The sequence below is a fragment of the Roseateles asaccharophilus genome (genome assembly GCF_031458115.1).
GTDB lineage: Bacteria > Pseudomonadota > Gammaproteobacteria > Burkholderiales > Burkholderiaceae_C > Pelomonas > Pelomonas asaccharophilus_A.
Genome location: NZ_JAVDXV010000008.1, coordinates 260761 through 275253, shown reverse-complemented (window position 1 = coordinate 275253; position 14493 = coordinate 260761). Strand labels below are relative to the sequence as shown.

The following is a 14493-nucleotide window of genomic DNA, read 5'->3' as shown; positions in this document are numbered from 1 at the left end:
CGTCCGATGAGCTCCACCGACCTCGTTCCCGCCAGCGGCGCACAAGCCGTCCAGACCGTCGCCCGCACGGACGACCGCCAGTTCCTGACCTTCCGCATCGGCGAGGAGGAATACGGCCTGGACATCCTGCGCGTGCAGGAAATCCGCTCCTACGAAGCGCCCACCCGCGTCGCCAACGCGCCGATGTTCGTGAAGGGCGTCGTCAATTTGCGCGGCGTCATCGTCCCCATCCTGGACCTGCGCATCCGCCTGGGCCAACCCAGCGAGTACAACGCGTTCACCGTCGTCATCGTGCTCAACGTGGCCGGCCGTGTCGTAGGCATCGTCGTGGACTCGGTGTCCGACGTGCTGGCGCTGAGCGCAGAGGAAATCAAGCCCCGTCCTGAGGTGCCGGCCGCCATGGACGCCCGCTTCATCACCGGCCTGGGCAAGATCGGCGACCGCATGTTGATCCTGCTCGACATCGAGGCCATGATCAAAAGCCCGGATTTCGGCCTGGTCGATTGACGCAAGTTAGCGGCCGCCAACTGTTGCAGCCGCATCAATAGTGCATTCCAGCAGAAGCCCCCGCGGATTTAGCACTCGATGGTTCGGAGTGCTAATATTCCTGTCACCGCGGCATTCCGCGCCGCGGGTTTGAAGGAATAGAGACGATGTCTGCTTCTTCTGCCCTTGCAGTTCGCGACCCCTGGGCCCTGGTGCCCTCGCTGGGCAACCTGGACGCCTACATCTCGGCCGTGAATCGCCTGCCGCTGCTGACGGCCGAGGAGGAATCCTCCGCTGCCCGCAAGTTGCGCGAGAACGGCGACCTGGAAGCCGCCGGTCGCATGGTGCTGTCGCACCTGCGTTTGGTCGTGTCCATCTCGCGCCAGTACGTCGGCTACGGCCTGCCGCAGGGTGACCTGATCCAGGAAGGCAACGTCGGTCTGATGAAGGCCGTCAAGCGCTTTGACCCCGACCAGGGCGTGCGCCTGGTGAGCTATGCCATGCACTGGATCAAGGCGGAGATCCACGAGTACATCCTGAAGAACTGGCGCATGGTCAAGGTCGCGACGACCAAGGCCCAGCGCAAGCTGTTCTTCAACCTGCGCTCCATGAAGCATCAGCTGAAGGCCGACCAGGCCGACGGCCAGACGCACCGCAACACGCTCAGCGAGGCGGAGGTGGCCCATGTGGCCCGCGAGCTGAACGTGAAGCGCGAGGAAGTGCTGGAGATGGAGACCCGCCTGTCGGGTGGTGATGTGGCCCTGGAGCCGCAGACCGACGACGAGGGCGAGAGCTTCGCCCCCATCGCCTACCTGGCCGACGACAGCCACGAGCCGACCCGTGTCATCGAGGCCCGTTCTCGCGACGCGCTGGCCGGCGACGGCATCCAGCGCGCGCTCGAGGTGCTGGATCCGCGCAGCCGCCGCATCGTGGAGGAGCGCTGGCTGAAGGTGAACGACGACGCGTCGGGCGGCATGACGCTGCATGAGCTGGCCGCCGAGTACGGCGTGTCGGCCGAGCGCATTCGCCAGATCGAGGTCGCGGCGATGAAGAAGATGAAGAAGGCGCTGACCGAGGCTGCCTGATTCCCATCTCTCGCTCCGGCGAGAGATGCAAGGAAAAACACCCTGGCGACTGCGGTCGCCAGGGTGTTCTGCTTTCGGGAGGGCAGGTGCCGGTGGCAGCAAAAAGAGGCGCCTAGGCGCCTCTTGTTTGGCGTACGGGCTATGTACCGCACGCAGTCTGGGGCCGCGGGCCCCCGATGGGATCAGTAGTCGCGACGACGGCGCGCGACGAAAGCCACGATGCCCAGGCCGGCGGCCAGCAGCGCGTAGGTCTCGGGTTCCGGCACCGCAGCAACGCTGGACGACAGCGCGTAGGCAGAACCGCCAGCAAGCGCGCGGCCACCCACCGTGTAGTAGTAGCTGCCAGCATCCAGGTCCAGCACGTGGTTCGTCGCGGGGCCGGGCAGCGTGCTCAGCGTCCACACACCGAGAGACTCGTCATCGGCGGTGCCGAACGTGTTGTCGGAACCGAAGGACCACAGGCCATAGCTGCCACCCACCGTGTTGCCGAACGACAGGACGCTGCTCGTGACCGTGGCTGCAGAGCCAAGCGAGAACGAGAACGTGTCGAGGAAAGAACCGGCGGGGTTCCAGGCGCCCGTCAGAACGGGAGCAGCGGGATGAACACCCCAGTCAGCGTCAGCGGCGTGCGCGCCGGAGACTGCAGCGACCGCAAGCGTGGCCGCAACGAGAGACTTCAGTTTCACAGGGACTCCTTCGTGAAAAAGTTAACGTCAGAGTTCTAGCAGTTTCCATGCCATCGGGCAAAACCCTTTAAGGGCAATGACTTATAGACGCTTCTCTCAGACGGCGGCGGGTCATCTGTAAGGACTATCGACATCCCTAGAATCTAAGTCTTTTACCTATTTGCAGCAAAGTCCGCACAGCATTGCAAACTGGTGGTCTGGTCTCTTGATGCTCGACCGTCTGGCGGCAAAGGCATCTGGATGCAAGCCCCCCGGAATGCGCGCTGTCACTTCTGCGCAGCCATTGCGTCGAGCACCTTCTTCGTGATGTCGACCGCAGAGCTGTGCAGCTGCGAGTTGTCCTGCAGGATCAGGTCGTACTTGTCGGCGTCGAAGATCTTCTTGACGGCCTTCTCGAAGCGCTCCTTGACCACTCGCTGCTCTTCCTGCTGGCGACGCTCGGCGTCTTCCTGGAACTCGCGCGCCTTGCGCTCCAGTTCGCGCTTCTGGTTGGTCAGCTCACGGGTGCGCCGATTCCTGTCGGTTTCCGAAATCGTGGGCGATTCCTTCTCCAGCTTGTCGGTGTCCTCGCGCAGGCGCGCCTCCAGGCGCACCAACTCGCGGCTGCGGCCGCCGAACTCGCGCTCCAGCCGCGCGCCGGCGGCCTTGGACGGCGCCGACTCCTGCAGCACCTGCTGCACGTCGACGAGACCGATCTTCAGGGGCTGAGCCGACGCGGGTGTCAGGACGGCCTGCACGCCGAAGGCGGCGATGGCGAATGCTCGTTTCATGTTCAGGGTGTTTTCTTGGCTTCGGCCAGCAGCAGCTTGATGTCGTGGGCCAGCGGCTCGGCGCCGGCACCATAGCGGGAGTAGACGCGCACCCGGCCTTCGGTGTCGAAGACGAAGCTGGCGGCCGTGTGGTCCATCGTGTAGCTCTCGGGGGTCTTGCCCGGCACCTTGGCGAAGAAGACCTTGAACTCCTTGGCCGTGGCCTGGGTCTGCTCGACGCTGCCGCGCAGGCCCACAAAGCTGGGATCGAAGCTGCCCAAATAGGCCTTCAGCAACGTGGCCGTGTCACGCTCGGGATCGACGGTGACGAAGATGCCCTGAACCTTGTCGCCGTCCGCGCCGAGGCTGCGCTTCACTTCGGCGACCTCGGCCATTGTCGTGGGGCAGACGTCGGGGCACTGCGTGAAGCCGAAGAACACGACCAGCACCTTGCCCTTGAAGTCCGCCAGCGAGCGCGCACGGCCGTCCTGGTCGGTCAGGTTCAGTTGCCGGGCGTATTCGGCGCCGGTCAGGTCTATGCCCTTGAAGGCGGGCTTGTCAGGCGACGCCTTCTGGCATCCGGCCAGCGTCAGCGCGGCCAGTGCGGCCAGGGCGAATCGGCGTGTGCTCATGGCAAATAGTGGTCGATGAGAAGCGCCGCGAACAGCAGCGACAGGTGCCAGATCGAGAACCAGAAGGTCCGCCGCGCCAGCGCCTCGGAATAGCCGCGCCACAGCCGCAGGCCATAGGCGCAGAAGCCCAGGCCCAGCGCCACGGCGCTGACCAGGTAGAACCAGCCGCTCATGCCGGTCAGGAAGGGCAGCAGCGTGGCCGCGAACAGCACCCAGGTGTAGAGCACGATCTGCAGCCGCGTGTAGTCGTTGCCATGCGTTACCGGCAGCATGGGCAGACCCGCGCGCGCGTAGTCCTCGGCGCGATACAGCGCCAGCGCCCAGAAATGCGGCGGCGTCCACAGGAAGATGATGAGGCACAGCAGCCAGGCCTCGAAGCCCACCTCACCACGCATCGCCGCCCAGCCCAGCACCGGCGGCATGGCGCCCGAGGCGCCGCCGATGACGATGTTTTGCGGCGTCATGGGCTTCAGGATGACCGTGTAGACGACCGCGTAGCCGACGAAGGTGGCGAAGGTCAGCCACATCGTCAGCAGGTTCACGTAGAAGGCCAACAGCGCCATGCCGGCAGCGCACAGCAGGATGGAGAAGGTCAGCGTCTGCGGGCGGCTCAACTCGCCCTTGGCGGTGGCGCGCCAGGCAGTGCGCTTCATGCGCGCGTCGATGCCGTCCTCGATGAGGCAGTTGAAGGCGGCAGCGGCGCCGGCAACCAGCCAGATCCCTGCGATGCCGGCCAGCATGGTCACCGCCTGCTGCAGATCGGGCAGCCCCGGCACGGCCAGCGCCATGCCGATGGCAGCGCAGAACACGATGAGCTGGACGACGCGCGGCTTGGTGAGTTGGTAGAACTGCTGCCAGCGCGGGCTGTGCACGAGGGCGCTGGCGGTGGACGTGGAAGCCATGATCAGGATTGTTGCGCCTTCAGGCGCGCGAACAAGGTGGTGAGCAGACCCATCAGCACGGCCGCGCCGGCGCTGTGGCCCAGGGCCGCGACGATGGGCCAGTCCAGCACGACGTTGGACAGGCCGGACACGAGCTGCCACAGGGCCACGCCCAGCAGCGCCTTGTACCAGCCCGGCGCGGGCCGATGCAGGGCCCAGGCCAGCGCGAGCATCGCGCTGAGCACGACAGCCGCGCCAATGCGGTGTGCCATGTGGATGGCGGCCAGGGCCTCGAAGCCCAGCCAGCCGCCGCCGGCACGCTGGCCCAGCTCGCGCCACAGCTGAAAGCCCTGGGCGAAGTCCATGTGCGGCCACCACTGGCCGCCGTGGCAGGTGGGGAACTCGTCGCAGGCCAGCACCGCATAGTTGGTGCTGACCCAGCCGCCCAGCGCGACCTGCAGCAGCGCGAGCGCCAGCACGGCGAGCACCGCCAGGCGCAGTCGCCCGGGCGCTGCGATGGGCCTCGGCTCATAGGCCTCGTGCTGCCAGGCCAGCAGCATCAGCAGGCCCAGGCCGAACAGCAGGTGCAGCGTGACGATGGCCGGGAACAGCTTCATAGTGACCGTCAGCGCGCCGAACGCGCCCTGCACGCAGACCCACACGAAGGTCAGCGTGGGCAGCCAGGGTGATGGTGCGCCGGCGCCGCGCGGCAGCCGCCAGCTCAGGGCCATCATGACCAGGATGAGCAGGCCCACGCCGCTGGCCAGGTAGCGATGGATCATCTCCACCCAGGCCTTGCCATGCGTGACCGGGCCGGTGGGCATGGCGGTCTGCGCGGCCTCGATGTGGTCGCGCGCGCCCAGCGGGCTGGCGGACGCATAGCAGCCCGGCCAGTCGGGGCAGCCCAGGCCCGAATCGGTGAGGCGCGTGAATGCGCCGAACACGATGAGATCGAAGGTGAGGAACAGCGTCAGCAGCGTCAGCGCGCGCAGCCGGCCAGCGGGCGTGCTCGCGCGCGAGCGGCGATGCCACCACAGCAGCGGACCCACGGCGACGACGCCACCGATGGCAGCCACCTGACCCAGCGGGACGAGGGTGTCGATCATCGGCCAGCCGGATCCCAGAAGGCGCTGCTCTTGAGCAGTCGCACGAGGTCGGCCTTCAACTTGGTCGGCTCCGGCTCGCCCGGCGCACGCAGCATCCAGCGGCCCATGGGATCGATGACGTAGAAGTGCTCGCCCAGCGTCTTGCCGGGAGCCGGCTTCAGCCAGGCCTCCAGCCGGTCCTGGGGCACGCGCAGCACGGTCGCCTCGACGCCCTTCTGCGTGACAGCGGCCAGCACCTCGGGGCGGATGGCGGCGCCGTCCGGCACCAGCCAGAGCTTGTCGACGCGCGCGCGCTCCTTGCCCAGCATCTCGCGCAGCTGACGCTGCACATAGAGCTGGCGCTCGCAGGCTTCGGCACAGGCGGCCGGCTGTACCACGGCCAGCAGCCACTGCCCGCGCAGGGAAGCCGGGGTCACCAGCTGGCCTTGCAGATCGGTGAGCGGCAGGTCGGCCGGCATGTCGACCGGCGACACCAGCTCGCCATAGGCCGAGCCGCGCGGCTTGACGACGTAGAAGGTGAAGTACGAGACGATGACCGGCGCGGCGCACATGGCCAGCACCATCAGCATCTTCAAGCGCCCCATGCGCTGAGCGCCCGCGCTGCGCGGGTCGGGCAGGCTGTGGACCGCGAAGCTCAACGGCTCAGGAGGGGCGGCCGCGGAGCCGGGGGCGGACGAGTTGGAACCAGACATAGAGGATGAGGATCAGCGCGCAGAGCGCGAACCATTGGAAGGCATAGCCGTAATGCTTGTGCAGGCCGAAATCAGGCGCCGGCCAGTTGCGGAGCAGAGCGTCATCACTGCCGGCGGCGGTCTGCACGACCGTCATGGGCAACAGCGCCAGGCCGGTTTCCTGCGCGAACGCGGCCGGGTCCAGATTCTGCCGGATCGCTCCTGCCTGCCCGGCGCCCAGGTCATACAGCCGCGAGGGTGACGCCGCGAGTCGCCCCTGCACATCAACCTCACCGGCCGGCGTGGCCAGTGGCGGCAGTTGGGTGCGGTCGGCGGCATGGCGCGGCGCCCAGCCGCGCTGCACCAGGATGGCGTCGGCGCGGCCCGCCAGGCGCAGTGGCGTGACGACGTAGAAGCCGGCCCGGCCGTCCATGGGCCGGTTGTCCAGCCACACGGTGCGCTCGGGCACCCAGGTGCCGCGCAGTTCCACGCGGCGGTGCAAGTCTGCACCGGCCAGATCGGCGTTGCCGAGCGCGGGCTTGTGGGCCTGGCCATCGATGGCGGCCTGCAGCGCGAGCTTCTGCGCCGCACGGTCCAGCTGCCAGAAACCCAATCGCGCCGTAAGCGCCGCGGCCAGCACGGCGGCCAGCAGCACCAGCCAGCGTCGCGCCGTCATCGCGGCCCCTCAGGCCGATAATCCGCAGCCATGAAATTCGTGTTTCTGATCGCCTTCATCGGCATCCTCGGCGCGCTGGCGGCCGCCGGCTTCTTCATGCTGCGCAATGGCCGCAGCGACAAACGCGGCCCCAACATGGCCCGTGCACTGGCCGTGCGCGTGGGCGTGTCGGTGGCGCTGTTCCTCATCATCCTGTTCTGCTGGTGGATGGGCTGGATAGAACCCACCGGTCTGCCGCTCAAGCGCTGAGCTGACCCGTCAGCCCCAGAAAAAAGCCCCGCATCGCGGGGCTTTGCTTTTTGCGGCCGTCGCCGCTTACATCCAGTAGACGACGACGTACAGGCCCAGCCAGACCACGTCGACGAAGTGCCAGTACCAGGCCGCGCCTTCGAACCCGAAGTGGCGGTCGGCCGTGAAGTGGCCCTTGTGCAGGCGCAGCGTGATGAACAGCAGCATCAGCATGCCGACGAACACGTGGAAGCCGTGGAAGCCGGTCAGCATGAAGAAGGTCGAGCCGAACACACCAGAGCTGAGCTTGAGGTTCAGGTCCTTGTAGGCGTGGGCGTATTCGAAGCCCTGCACGAACAGGAAGATCACGCCCAGCAGCACGGTCAGCCACATGAAGGCAATGGTCTTGCTGCGGTTGCCGGCGATCAGCGCGTGGTGGGCGATGGTCAGCGTGACGCCCGAGGTCAGCAGCAGCGCGGTGTTGACCGTGGGCAGCGGCCAGGGGCCGATGGTGCTGAAGGCTTCCACGGTGCCACCCGGCGCGGCGGTGTAGCCGGCGGCGGTGCTGGGCCAGATGGCCTTGAAGTCAGGCCACAGCAGCGAGTTCTCCAGGCTGCCCAGCGAGGGCACCGAGTAGACGCGGGCCCAGTACAGCGCACCGAAGAAAGCGGCGAAGAACATCACCTCCGAGAAGATGAACCAGCCCATGCTCCAGCGGAAGGAGACGTCGATGCGGTCGCTGTAGAGGCCGCCCTCGCTCTCGCGGATGGCGTCGCCGAACCACTGCTTCAGCACGAAGGCCCACCACAGCAGGCCGAAGACCAGCGAGTAGGCGCCCCACTGGTGGCCGTTGATCCACTGGCCGGCGCCAAGGATGACGAAGAACAGGCCGATGGCGGCCATCACCGGATGGCGCGAAGGCCCCGGCACGAAGTAGTACGGCGTCTTGCCCGGTGTTGTCGCTGCCGACATGTCGCTCTCCTCGTTCTCTCTAATCTCTTGCCGCGGCCCGCATCAGGCGCTGGCCACGCCGCTGCCGATGACCCAACGGACCAACAGCAGCAACATCAACACAAACACGGCCGCGCCCAGCACGCCCGCGATGATCACGTGCACCGGGTTGAGCTTGGACATGTCGTTCTCATGATCCTTGCTCCGGCGCACGCCAAAAAAACTCCAGGCGACGGCCGAAATGGTCTGACCAAACGAAGCCTTGCGCTGCACGGCCTCCTTCAGATCACGACCTGCCTCGCTCACAGCGCGGCTCCGGCCGTCGGCGCCTGGCCGACCTTGACCACGCCCTTGCCCGCCACCTCGAAGAAGGTGTAGGACAGGGTGATGGTCTTCACATCCTTGGGCAGCTTGGGGTCGATGACGAACACGACCGGCCACTGCTTGGTTTCGCCCGGCTTCAACGTGTACTCGTTGAAGCAGAAGCATTCCAGCTTGTTGAAATGCGCGCTGGCCTGCATGGGCGCATAGCTCGGAATCGCCTGCGCCGCCATCGTGCGGTCCTGCTTGTTGCGGAACTCGTACATGACCTGGCTGAGCTCGCCCGGGTGCACCGTCATGTGGCGCACCGCCGGCTTGAAGTCCCAGGGGCCGCGCGCGTTGGTGTCGAACTCAACGGTGATCTCGCGGCTGTAGTCGACCTGCCCGTTGCCGCTGACATTGCTCTTGGCGGCCGCGGTCTGACGCTCGGACAGCGACAGCACGTTGATGCCAAGCGCCTCGCAGATGTGCTTGTACAGCGGCACCAATGCATAGCCGAAGCCCAGCATCAAGACGACCACCACCACCAGCTTCAGCAGCAGTTGGCGGTTGTCGCGGTGCAGCGCGGAAAAGCGCATGTCAGTGCCGCCCGGCCGCCCGAAGGCGCTGACGCGCACCCTCGGGGGGCAGAGAGCGGAGCGAACGTGGGGGCTGCGTCATATCAGTGGCTCAGCAGCACGATCTTGGCGACGAAGCCGCCGCCGAAGGCGAGAGCGATCGTCAGCAGGATCAAGCCCAGCCGGCGGTTGCTCTTGCGCTGCTCAGGTGTCATGCCGCTCAATGACCGTGAACGATCTTGGTGGCCGAAGCATTCAGCTTGGGCGGCTCTTCGAAGGTGTGGAACGGCGCCGGCGACGGCACTTCCCATTCCAGGCCTTCAGCGGCTTCCCACGGCTTCTGCGGAGCCTTCTCGCCCTTGCCGCGCATCATCGGCACGACGATGAACAGGAAGAAGTACACCTGCATCAGACCGAAGCCGAACGCACCCACCGAGGCGATCATGTTGAAGTCGGTGAACTGCATCGGGTAGTCGGCATAGCGACGCGGCATGCCGGCCAGACCCAGGAAGTGCATCGGGAAGAACGTGATATTGAAGAAGATCAGCGAGCCCCAGAAGTGGATCTTGCCGCGCGTCTCGGAGTACATGACACCGGTCCATTTCGGGCCCCAGTAGTAGACGCCAGCGAACAGCGCGTACAGCGAGCCAGCCACCAGCACATAGTGGAAGTGGGCCACGACGTAGTAGGTGTCCTGCAGCTGGATGTCGACCGGCGCCATCGCGAGGATCAGGCCGGTGAAGCCGCCCATCGTGAACACGAAGATGAAGCCGACCGCGAACAGCATGGGCGTCTCGAAGGTCATCGAGCCGCGCCACATCGTCGCCAGCCAGTTGAAGATCTTCACGCCCGTGGGCACGGCGATCAGCATGGTCGCGTACATGAAGAACAGCTGGCCGGTCACGGGCATGCCGGTCGCGAACATGTGGTGGGCCCACACGATGAACGACAGGATGGCGATGGAGGCCGTGGCGTACACCATCGATGCATAGCCGAACAGGCGCTTGCGGGCGAAGGCCGGCACGATCTGGCTGACGATGCCGAAGGCCGGCAAGATCATGATGTAGACCTCGGGGTGACCGAAGAACCAGAAGATGTGCTGGTACATGACCGGGTCGCCGCCGCCTGCCGGGTTGAAGAAGGCGGTGCCGAAGTGGCGGTCCGTCAGCGTCATCGTGATGGCGCCGGCCAGCACGGGCATGACGGCGATCAGCAGGTAGGCCGTGATCAACCAGGTCCACGCGAACATCGGCATCTTCATCAGCGTCATGCCGGGGGCGCGCATGTTGAGGATGGTCACGATGATGTTGATCGAGCCCATGATGGACGAGGCGCCGAGGATGTGCATCGCGAAGATGCCGGCGTCCATGGACGGGCCCATCTGCAGCGTCAGCGGTGCGTAGAGCGTCCAGCCCGCGGCGGGGGCGCCGCCGGGCATGAAGAAGCTGCCCACCAGCATGATGGCGGCCGGGATCATCAGCCAGAAGCTGAAGTTGTTCATCCGCGCGAAGGCCATGTCGCTGGCGCCGATCTGCAGCGGAATCATCCAGTTCGCGAAGCCCACGAAGGCCGGCATGATGGCGCCGAACACCATGATCAGACCGTGCATGGTCGTGAACTGGTTGAACAGCTCGGGGTTGAAGAACTGCAGGCCGGGCTCGAACAGCTCGGCGCGGATGCACAGCGCCAGGATGCCGCCGACCATCAGCATCGTGAAGCTGAACAGCAGGTACAGCGTGCCGATGTCCTTGTGGTTGGTGGCGAACACCCAGCGGCGCCAGCCGTGGGGTGCATGGTGGTCGTGGTGATCGTCGTGTGCGTGGTCATCGTGACCACCGACCGCGCCGTGGGGGGGCAGAACTGCACTCATGTGATTTCCTCTGATTCGGCGTTCGGTCGATTACTTGCGAGCGGCCACGATTTCGGCCGGCTGGACGATTTGGTCGGTCTTGTTGGACCAGGCGTTCTTCGTGTAGGTGGCAACGGCAGCCAGGTCGGTATCGCTGAGCTGCTTCCAGGACGGCATGCCGGGCGGCACGCCATTGAGCAGCACCTTGATCTGCTTGGTGTGGTCGGTGTCCAGCACGATGGGCGACTTGTCCAGCGCCTTGATCGGGCCGGCGCCGGTGCCGTCGGCCTTGTGGCAGACCGCGCAGTTGGCGGCGTAGACCTTCTCGCCACGCGCCACCAGTGCCGCCAGTTCCCAGACCTTGGTCGGATCGTCGGCCTTGGCGGCCATTTCCTTCTTCTTGCCTTCAACCCACTTGGTGTAGTCCTCGGCGGACACCACCTTCACGTGGATGGGCATGTAGGCGTGTTCCTTGCCGCACAGCTCGGCGCACTGGCCGTAGAAGTCACCGATCTTCTCGGCCTTGAACCAGGTGTCACGCACGAAGCCGGGGATGGCATCCTGCTTCACGCCGAAGGCCGGCACCATCCAGGCGTGGATGACGTCGTTGGCGGTCGTGATGATGCGGATCTTCTTGTCGACCGGCACCACCAGCGGGTTGTCCACCTTCAGCAGGTAGTTGTCGACCTTCTCGGGCGTGCCGGAGTCGGAGGACTCGCGCTGCGCGGCGTCAAGCGTGGCCAGGAAGCCGATGCCCTCGCCCTCGCCCTTCAGGTAGTCATAGCCCCACTTCCACTGGTAGCCCGTGGCCTTGATGGTCACGTCGGCGTTGGTCGTGTCCTTCATCGCGACGACGACCTTGGTGGCCGGCAGCGCCATGCCGATGACGATCAGCAGCGGCACCACGGTCCAGGCGATCTCGACGGCCACGCTCTCGTGGAAGTTGGCCGACACCGCGCCCTTGGACTTACGGTGCTTGAAGATCGAATAGAACATCACGCCGAACACCGCCACGAAGATGACGAGGCAGACGATCAGCATGAAGTTGTGCAACCACATCTGGTCGGCCGCGATGCGCGTCACCGGCTCGTGCAGATTCAGCTGATTGACGCCCGGGCCGCCCTTGAGGTCGTTCACCGCGAGGGCCGAACCCGCGGCCAGGGCCGCCGTCGCCGCCAGGGCCGCCTTGGCCCAACCGCGGGAGGCGCAGTGCGCTCGTGCGTTCATCATCGTCATGGTTGTCACTGGTATTTTTCGAAGATCGGCGCTTGCCGCCGCCACCGGCTGTCTGTTGCCGGCGGTCTGCCACTCGGGCATCGGAGGCGCAGTGGATCGGACCGGGTTTACACCCGACCCTGATGGCAACACGGGATTTTAGCCCACAGCCCCAGGGGCAGTGCCCGAGCGCAAGTCCGCGTTTTCACTCCCTCGACGCCCCTGGCGCAGCGAGGCACGCATTGCATCGACCGAAACATGGGTTTCCGATGCCACGGTCAGCCTGGGCGCGGCCTTGAATGCATGGCCGAAAACCAGCTCCACCGTCAGCGTCAGACGGCCTTCGCGATCGCGCAAGCCTTGCAGTTGCTCCAGCAATCGCTGGTGCCAGCGGCGACCACGCAACCCAGGAAAGCGCGCCGGCGCCACATTGCCACCCAGCGCCCGCAGGTCGGCCAGCAGGCGCTCGGGGCTGGCCCAGGTAAGCGTCAGGCGCTGCTGGTCCATGACCGGGTCGGCAAAGCCGGCCTTCAGCACCAGGTCGCCGATGTCGTGCATGTCCCACCAGTCCGGCGCCGGCCGGCCCCAGCCCTGCTGGGCGTACAGCGGCCGCAGCTCGACAAAGCTGTCCGGCCCCAGGCAGGAGAACATGACGAAGCCGCCCACGGCCAGGCTGTCCTGCCAGCGCGCCAGCAGCGCCGGCAGATCGGCCTGGGCATGCAAGGCCATGTTGGACCACAGCAACTGGACCTCGGGCCGCGCCGGCAAGACCTGAACCCGCCCCGACGAAGCGCCCGTCAGCCGGCCCCACCAGCCAGGCGCCCGGTCGCGGTCGGCGCGCGCGGCCAACTCGGCGTCGTCTTCATGCCACAGCATCTCGGCATCAGGATAGGCCTGGCGCAACAGGTCGGCGCTGGCACCCAGCACCGGTGACACGTCCAGCACCCGCGCCGGCTGCAGTTTGATGAAGGGCAGCCGCTCGGCCATGCGCTGTGCCGCTTCGGCGTTCAGCCAGGGCGGCTGCTCGGCCCGGGCCAACCGGGCCGACTGCCGGCGCAGCGCGACCGGATCGAGATCCTGGGGCCGCGGCCCCTTGTTTGAAGTAGGGGCCGACGCCGTCTCGCTCATGGGCCGGTCAGTATATTGAGCCGATGCCTGAGCACTCTCCAGCCGCACACAAGGCCCCGCTGATTGGCAAGGTGTTGATGCGTTGCGCGGGCCAATGCGCGATCTGCCGGACCTGGAGTCATGAAACGGTGTGCAGTTCCTGCCTGGGGCTGTATGCCCGCCCGGTGCCGCGCTGCTGGACCTGCGCCGCCCGGCTGCCTGCAGAGCTGATGGGCAGGCCCCGCCCGCAATGCGGACGCTGCCTGGTGGAAGCGCCGCCGCTGGACCGCACCGTCACGGCGCTGGATTACCGCTTCCCCTGGGACGGCCTGTTGCAGCACTTCAAGTACCACCAGGCACTGGAACTGCGCGAGAGCCTGCTGGAGCGGCTGAACTCGGCGCTGAGCGCCGCCGAGGTCGCGACGCCCGACTGGCTGCTGCCGGTGCCGTTGTCACCGGCGCGGCTGCGTGAGCGGGGCTACAACCAGTCGCACGAGCTGGCCAAGTCGCTGGCCAGGCGCCGTGGCCTGCGCTGCGAACCCGAGCTGCTGCTGCGCGTGCGCCACAACGAACGTCAGGCTGGCCTGAAGCTTGAAGCCCGTGCGGCCAATGTGCGCGGTGTGTTCGCCATCGACCCGCTTCGCGCGGCGCGGCTGCGCGGCAGCAGCGTCGCGCTGCTGGACGACGTGATGACCAGCGGCTCCACGCTGTACGAGATCGCCCGCGTGCTGCTGCAGGCCGGCGTCATGAGCGTGCAGGCCTGGGTGGTCGCGCGCACGCCCGAGCCCGGAGACGAGTGAGCTGCGGGGACAATTGCGCCCCATGTTCCACATCGTCCTTGTCCACCCGGAGATCCCGCCCAACACGGGCAACGTGATCCGTCTCGCCGCCAACACCGGCTGCAGCCTGCACCTGATCGAGCCGCTGGGCTTCTCGATGGAGGACCGCCTGCTGCAGCGCGCGGGGCTGGACTACCACGAGTACGCCCGCGTGCAGCGGCACGCCGACTGGGCCGCCTTCCTGGCTGCGGAATCGCCAGACCCGACACGCATGTTCGCGTTCACGACGCGTGGCAGCCGCCCATTCGGCGAGGTCGCCTGGCAGCCGGGCGACTGGTTCATCTTCGGCAGCGAGACGGCGGGCCTGCCGCCCGCGCTGCGCGACGGCTTCCCGCTCGAACAGCGCGTTCGGCTGCCCATGCGGGAAGGCCAGCGCAGCCTCAACCTCAGCAACAGCGTGGCGGTGGCCGTCTTCGAAGCCTGGCGACAGAACGGCTATGCCGGCGGCGCCTGA

Annotated in this window: 19 protein-coding genes; 5 read left to right on the top strand and 14 right to left on the bottom strand. The window is 66.6% G+C overall.

Annotated features, from left to right (window positions below; all coding sequences use genetic code 11):
- Window positions 1-6: 6 nt before the first annotated feature.
- Window positions 7-507: a chemotaxis protein CheW gene (locus J2X21_RS20310; protein WP_310331633.1), complete on the top strand. Its 501-nt coding sequence runs from the start codon at window positions 7-9 to the stop codon at window positions 505-507.
- Window positions 508-653: 146 nt separating this feature from the next.
- Window positions 654-1571 carry an RNA polymerase sigma factor RpoH gene (gene rpoH / locus J2X21_RS20305; protein WP_310331631.1) on the top strand — a complete coding sequence of 306 codons (918 nt, stop codon included), beginning with the start codon at window positions 654-656 and terminating at the stop codon, window positions 1569-1571.
- A gap of 182 nt (window positions 1572-1753) precedes the next feature.
- Here rpoH and J2X21_RS20300 read toward each other — a convergent pair whose 3' ends face one another.
- The 7 genes from J2X21_RS20300 to J2X21_RS20270 form a co-directional block, all read right to left on the bottom strand.
- Window positions 1754-2257 carry an FxDxF family PEP-CTERM protein gene (locus J2X21_RS20300; protein ID WP_310331629.1) on the bottom strand — a complete coding sequence of 168 codons (504 nt, stop codon included), beginning with the start codon at window positions 2255-2257 and terminating at the stop codon, window positions 1754-1756.
- A gap of 266 nt (window positions 2258-2523) precedes the next feature.
- Window positions 2524-3027, bottom strand: coding sequence for an OmpH/Skp family outer membrane protein (locus J2X21_RS20295; RefSeq protein WP_310331627.1), 504 nt, complete (start codon window positions 3025-3027; stop codon window positions 2524-2526).
- A 2-nt stretch (window positions 3028-3029) separates the two neighbouring features.
- Window positions 3030-3638: an SCO family protein gene (locus J2X21_RS20290; RefSeq protein ID WP_310331625.1), complete on the bottom strand. Its 609-nt coding sequence runs from the start codon at window positions 3636-3638 to the stop codon at window positions 3030-3032.
- Entirely contained in the window at window positions 3635-4540 is a 906-nt protein-coding gene (cyoE, locus tag J2X21_RS20285; protein WP_310331623.1) for a heme o synthase, read from the bottom strand. Before cyoE ends, J2X21_RS20290 begins: the two co-directional genes overlap by 4 nt.
- A 2-nt stretch (window positions 4541-4542) precedes the next feature.
- Window positions 4543-5625: a COX15/CtaA family protein gene (locus J2X21_RS20280; RefSeq protein ID WP_310331622.1), complete on the bottom strand. Its 1083-nt coding sequence runs from the start codon at window positions 5623-5625 to the stop codon at window positions 4543-4545.
- On the bottom strand, window positions 5622-6263 hold the full coding sequence (locus J2X21_RS20275) for an SCO family protein (protein ID WP_310331620.1): 642 nt from the start codon (window positions 6261-6263) through the stop codon (window positions 5622-5624). The genes J2X21_RS20280 and J2X21_RS20275 overlap by 4 nt, the downstream gene beginning before the upstream one ends.
- 4 nt (window positions 6264-6267) lie before the next feature.
- The gene (locus tag J2X21_RS20270; RefSeq protein ID WP_310331618.1) at window positions 6268-6972 is read right to left on the bottom strand and encodes an SURF1 family protein; all 705 of its coding nucleotides are present in this window, start codon (window positions 6970-6972) and stop codon (window positions 6268-6270) included.
- 30 nt (window positions 6973-7002) lie between these two features.
- Between J2X21_RS20270 and J2X21_RS20265 the strand changes: the two genes are divergently transcribed.
- Window positions 7003-7221 (top strand): DUF2909 domain-containing protein, encoded by a 219-nt coding sequence (locus J2X21_RS20265; RefSeq protein WP_310331616.1) that lies wholly within the window; start codon window positions 7003-7005, stop codon window positions 7219-7221.
- 66 nt (window positions 7222-7287) lie between these two features.
- Here J2X21_RS20265 and J2X21_RS20260 read toward each other — a convergent pair whose 3' ends face one another.
- From J2X21_RS20260 to J2X21_RS20230, 7 genes are all read right to left on the bottom strand, one after another.
- Entirely contained in the window at window positions 7288-8172 is an 885-nt protein-coding gene (locus J2X21_RS20260; protein ID WP_310331614.1) for a cytochrome c oxidase subunit 3, read from the bottom strand.
- Window positions 8173-8214: 42 nt separating this feature from the next.
- The gene (locus tag J2X21_RS20255; RefSeq protein WP_310331612.1) at window positions 8215-8424 is read right to left on the bottom strand and encodes a DUF2970 domain-containing protein; all 210 of its coding nucleotides are present in this window, start codon (window positions 8422-8424) and stop codon (window positions 8215-8217) included.
- Between the two features lie 29 nt (window positions 8425-8453).
- The gene (locus J2X21_RS20250) at window positions 8454-9050 is read right to left on the bottom strand and encodes a cytochrome c oxidase assembly protein (RefSeq protein ID WP_310331610.1); all 597 of its coding nucleotides are present in this window, start codon (window positions 9048-9050) and stop codon (window positions 8454-8456) included.
- An 83-nt stretch (window positions 9051-9133) separates the two neighbouring features.
- The gene (locus tag J2X21_RS20245) at window positions 9134-9244 is read right to left on the bottom strand and encodes a cytochrome oxidase small assembly protein (protein ID WP_310331609.1); all 111 of its coding nucleotides are present in this window, start codon (window positions 9242-9244) and stop codon (window positions 9134-9136) included.
- A 5-nt stretch (window positions 9245-9249) separates the two neighbouring features.
- Complete coding sequence (ctaD, locus tag J2X21_RS20240) at window positions 9250-10899, bottom strand: cytochrome c oxidase subunit I (protein WP_310331607.1); 1650 nt, start codon at window positions 10897-10899, stop codon at window positions 9250-9252.
- A gap of 30 nt (window positions 10900-10929) precedes the next feature.
- The gene (gene coxB / locus J2X21_RS20235) at window positions 10930-12114 is read right to left on the bottom strand and encodes a cytochrome c oxidase subunit II (RefSeq protein ID WP_310331605.1); all 1185 of its coding nucleotides are present in this window, start codon (window positions 12112-12114) and stop codon (window positions 10930-10932) included.
- Window positions 12115-12252: 138 nt separating this feature from the next.
- The gene (locus J2X21_RS20230) at window positions 12253-13221 is read right to left on the bottom strand and encodes a class I SAM-dependent methyltransferase (protein ID WP_310331603.1); all 969 of its coding nucleotides are present in this window, start codon (window positions 13219-13221) and stop codon (window positions 12253-12255) included.
- A gap of 128 nt (window positions 13222-13349) precedes the next feature.
- Here J2X21_RS20230 and J2X21_RS20225 point away from each other — a divergent pair, with 128 nt between their 5' ends.
- Both J2X21_RS20225 and trmL read left to right on the top strand, forming a co-directional pair.
- Window positions 13350-14000 (top strand): ComF family protein, encoded by a 651-nt coding sequence (locus J2X21_RS20225; protein ID WP_310331602.1) that lies wholly within the window; start codon window positions 13350-13352, stop codon window positions 13998-14000.
- A 22-nt stretch (window positions 14001-14022) separates the two neighbouring features.
- Window positions 14023-14493: a tRNA (uridine(34)/cytosine(34)/5-carboxymethylaminomethyluridine(34)-2'-O)-methyltransferase TrmL gene (gene trmL, locus J2X21_RS20220; RefSeq protein ID WP_310331601.1), complete on the top strand. Its 471-nt coding sequence runs from the start codon at window positions 14023-14025 to the stop codon at window positions 14491-14493.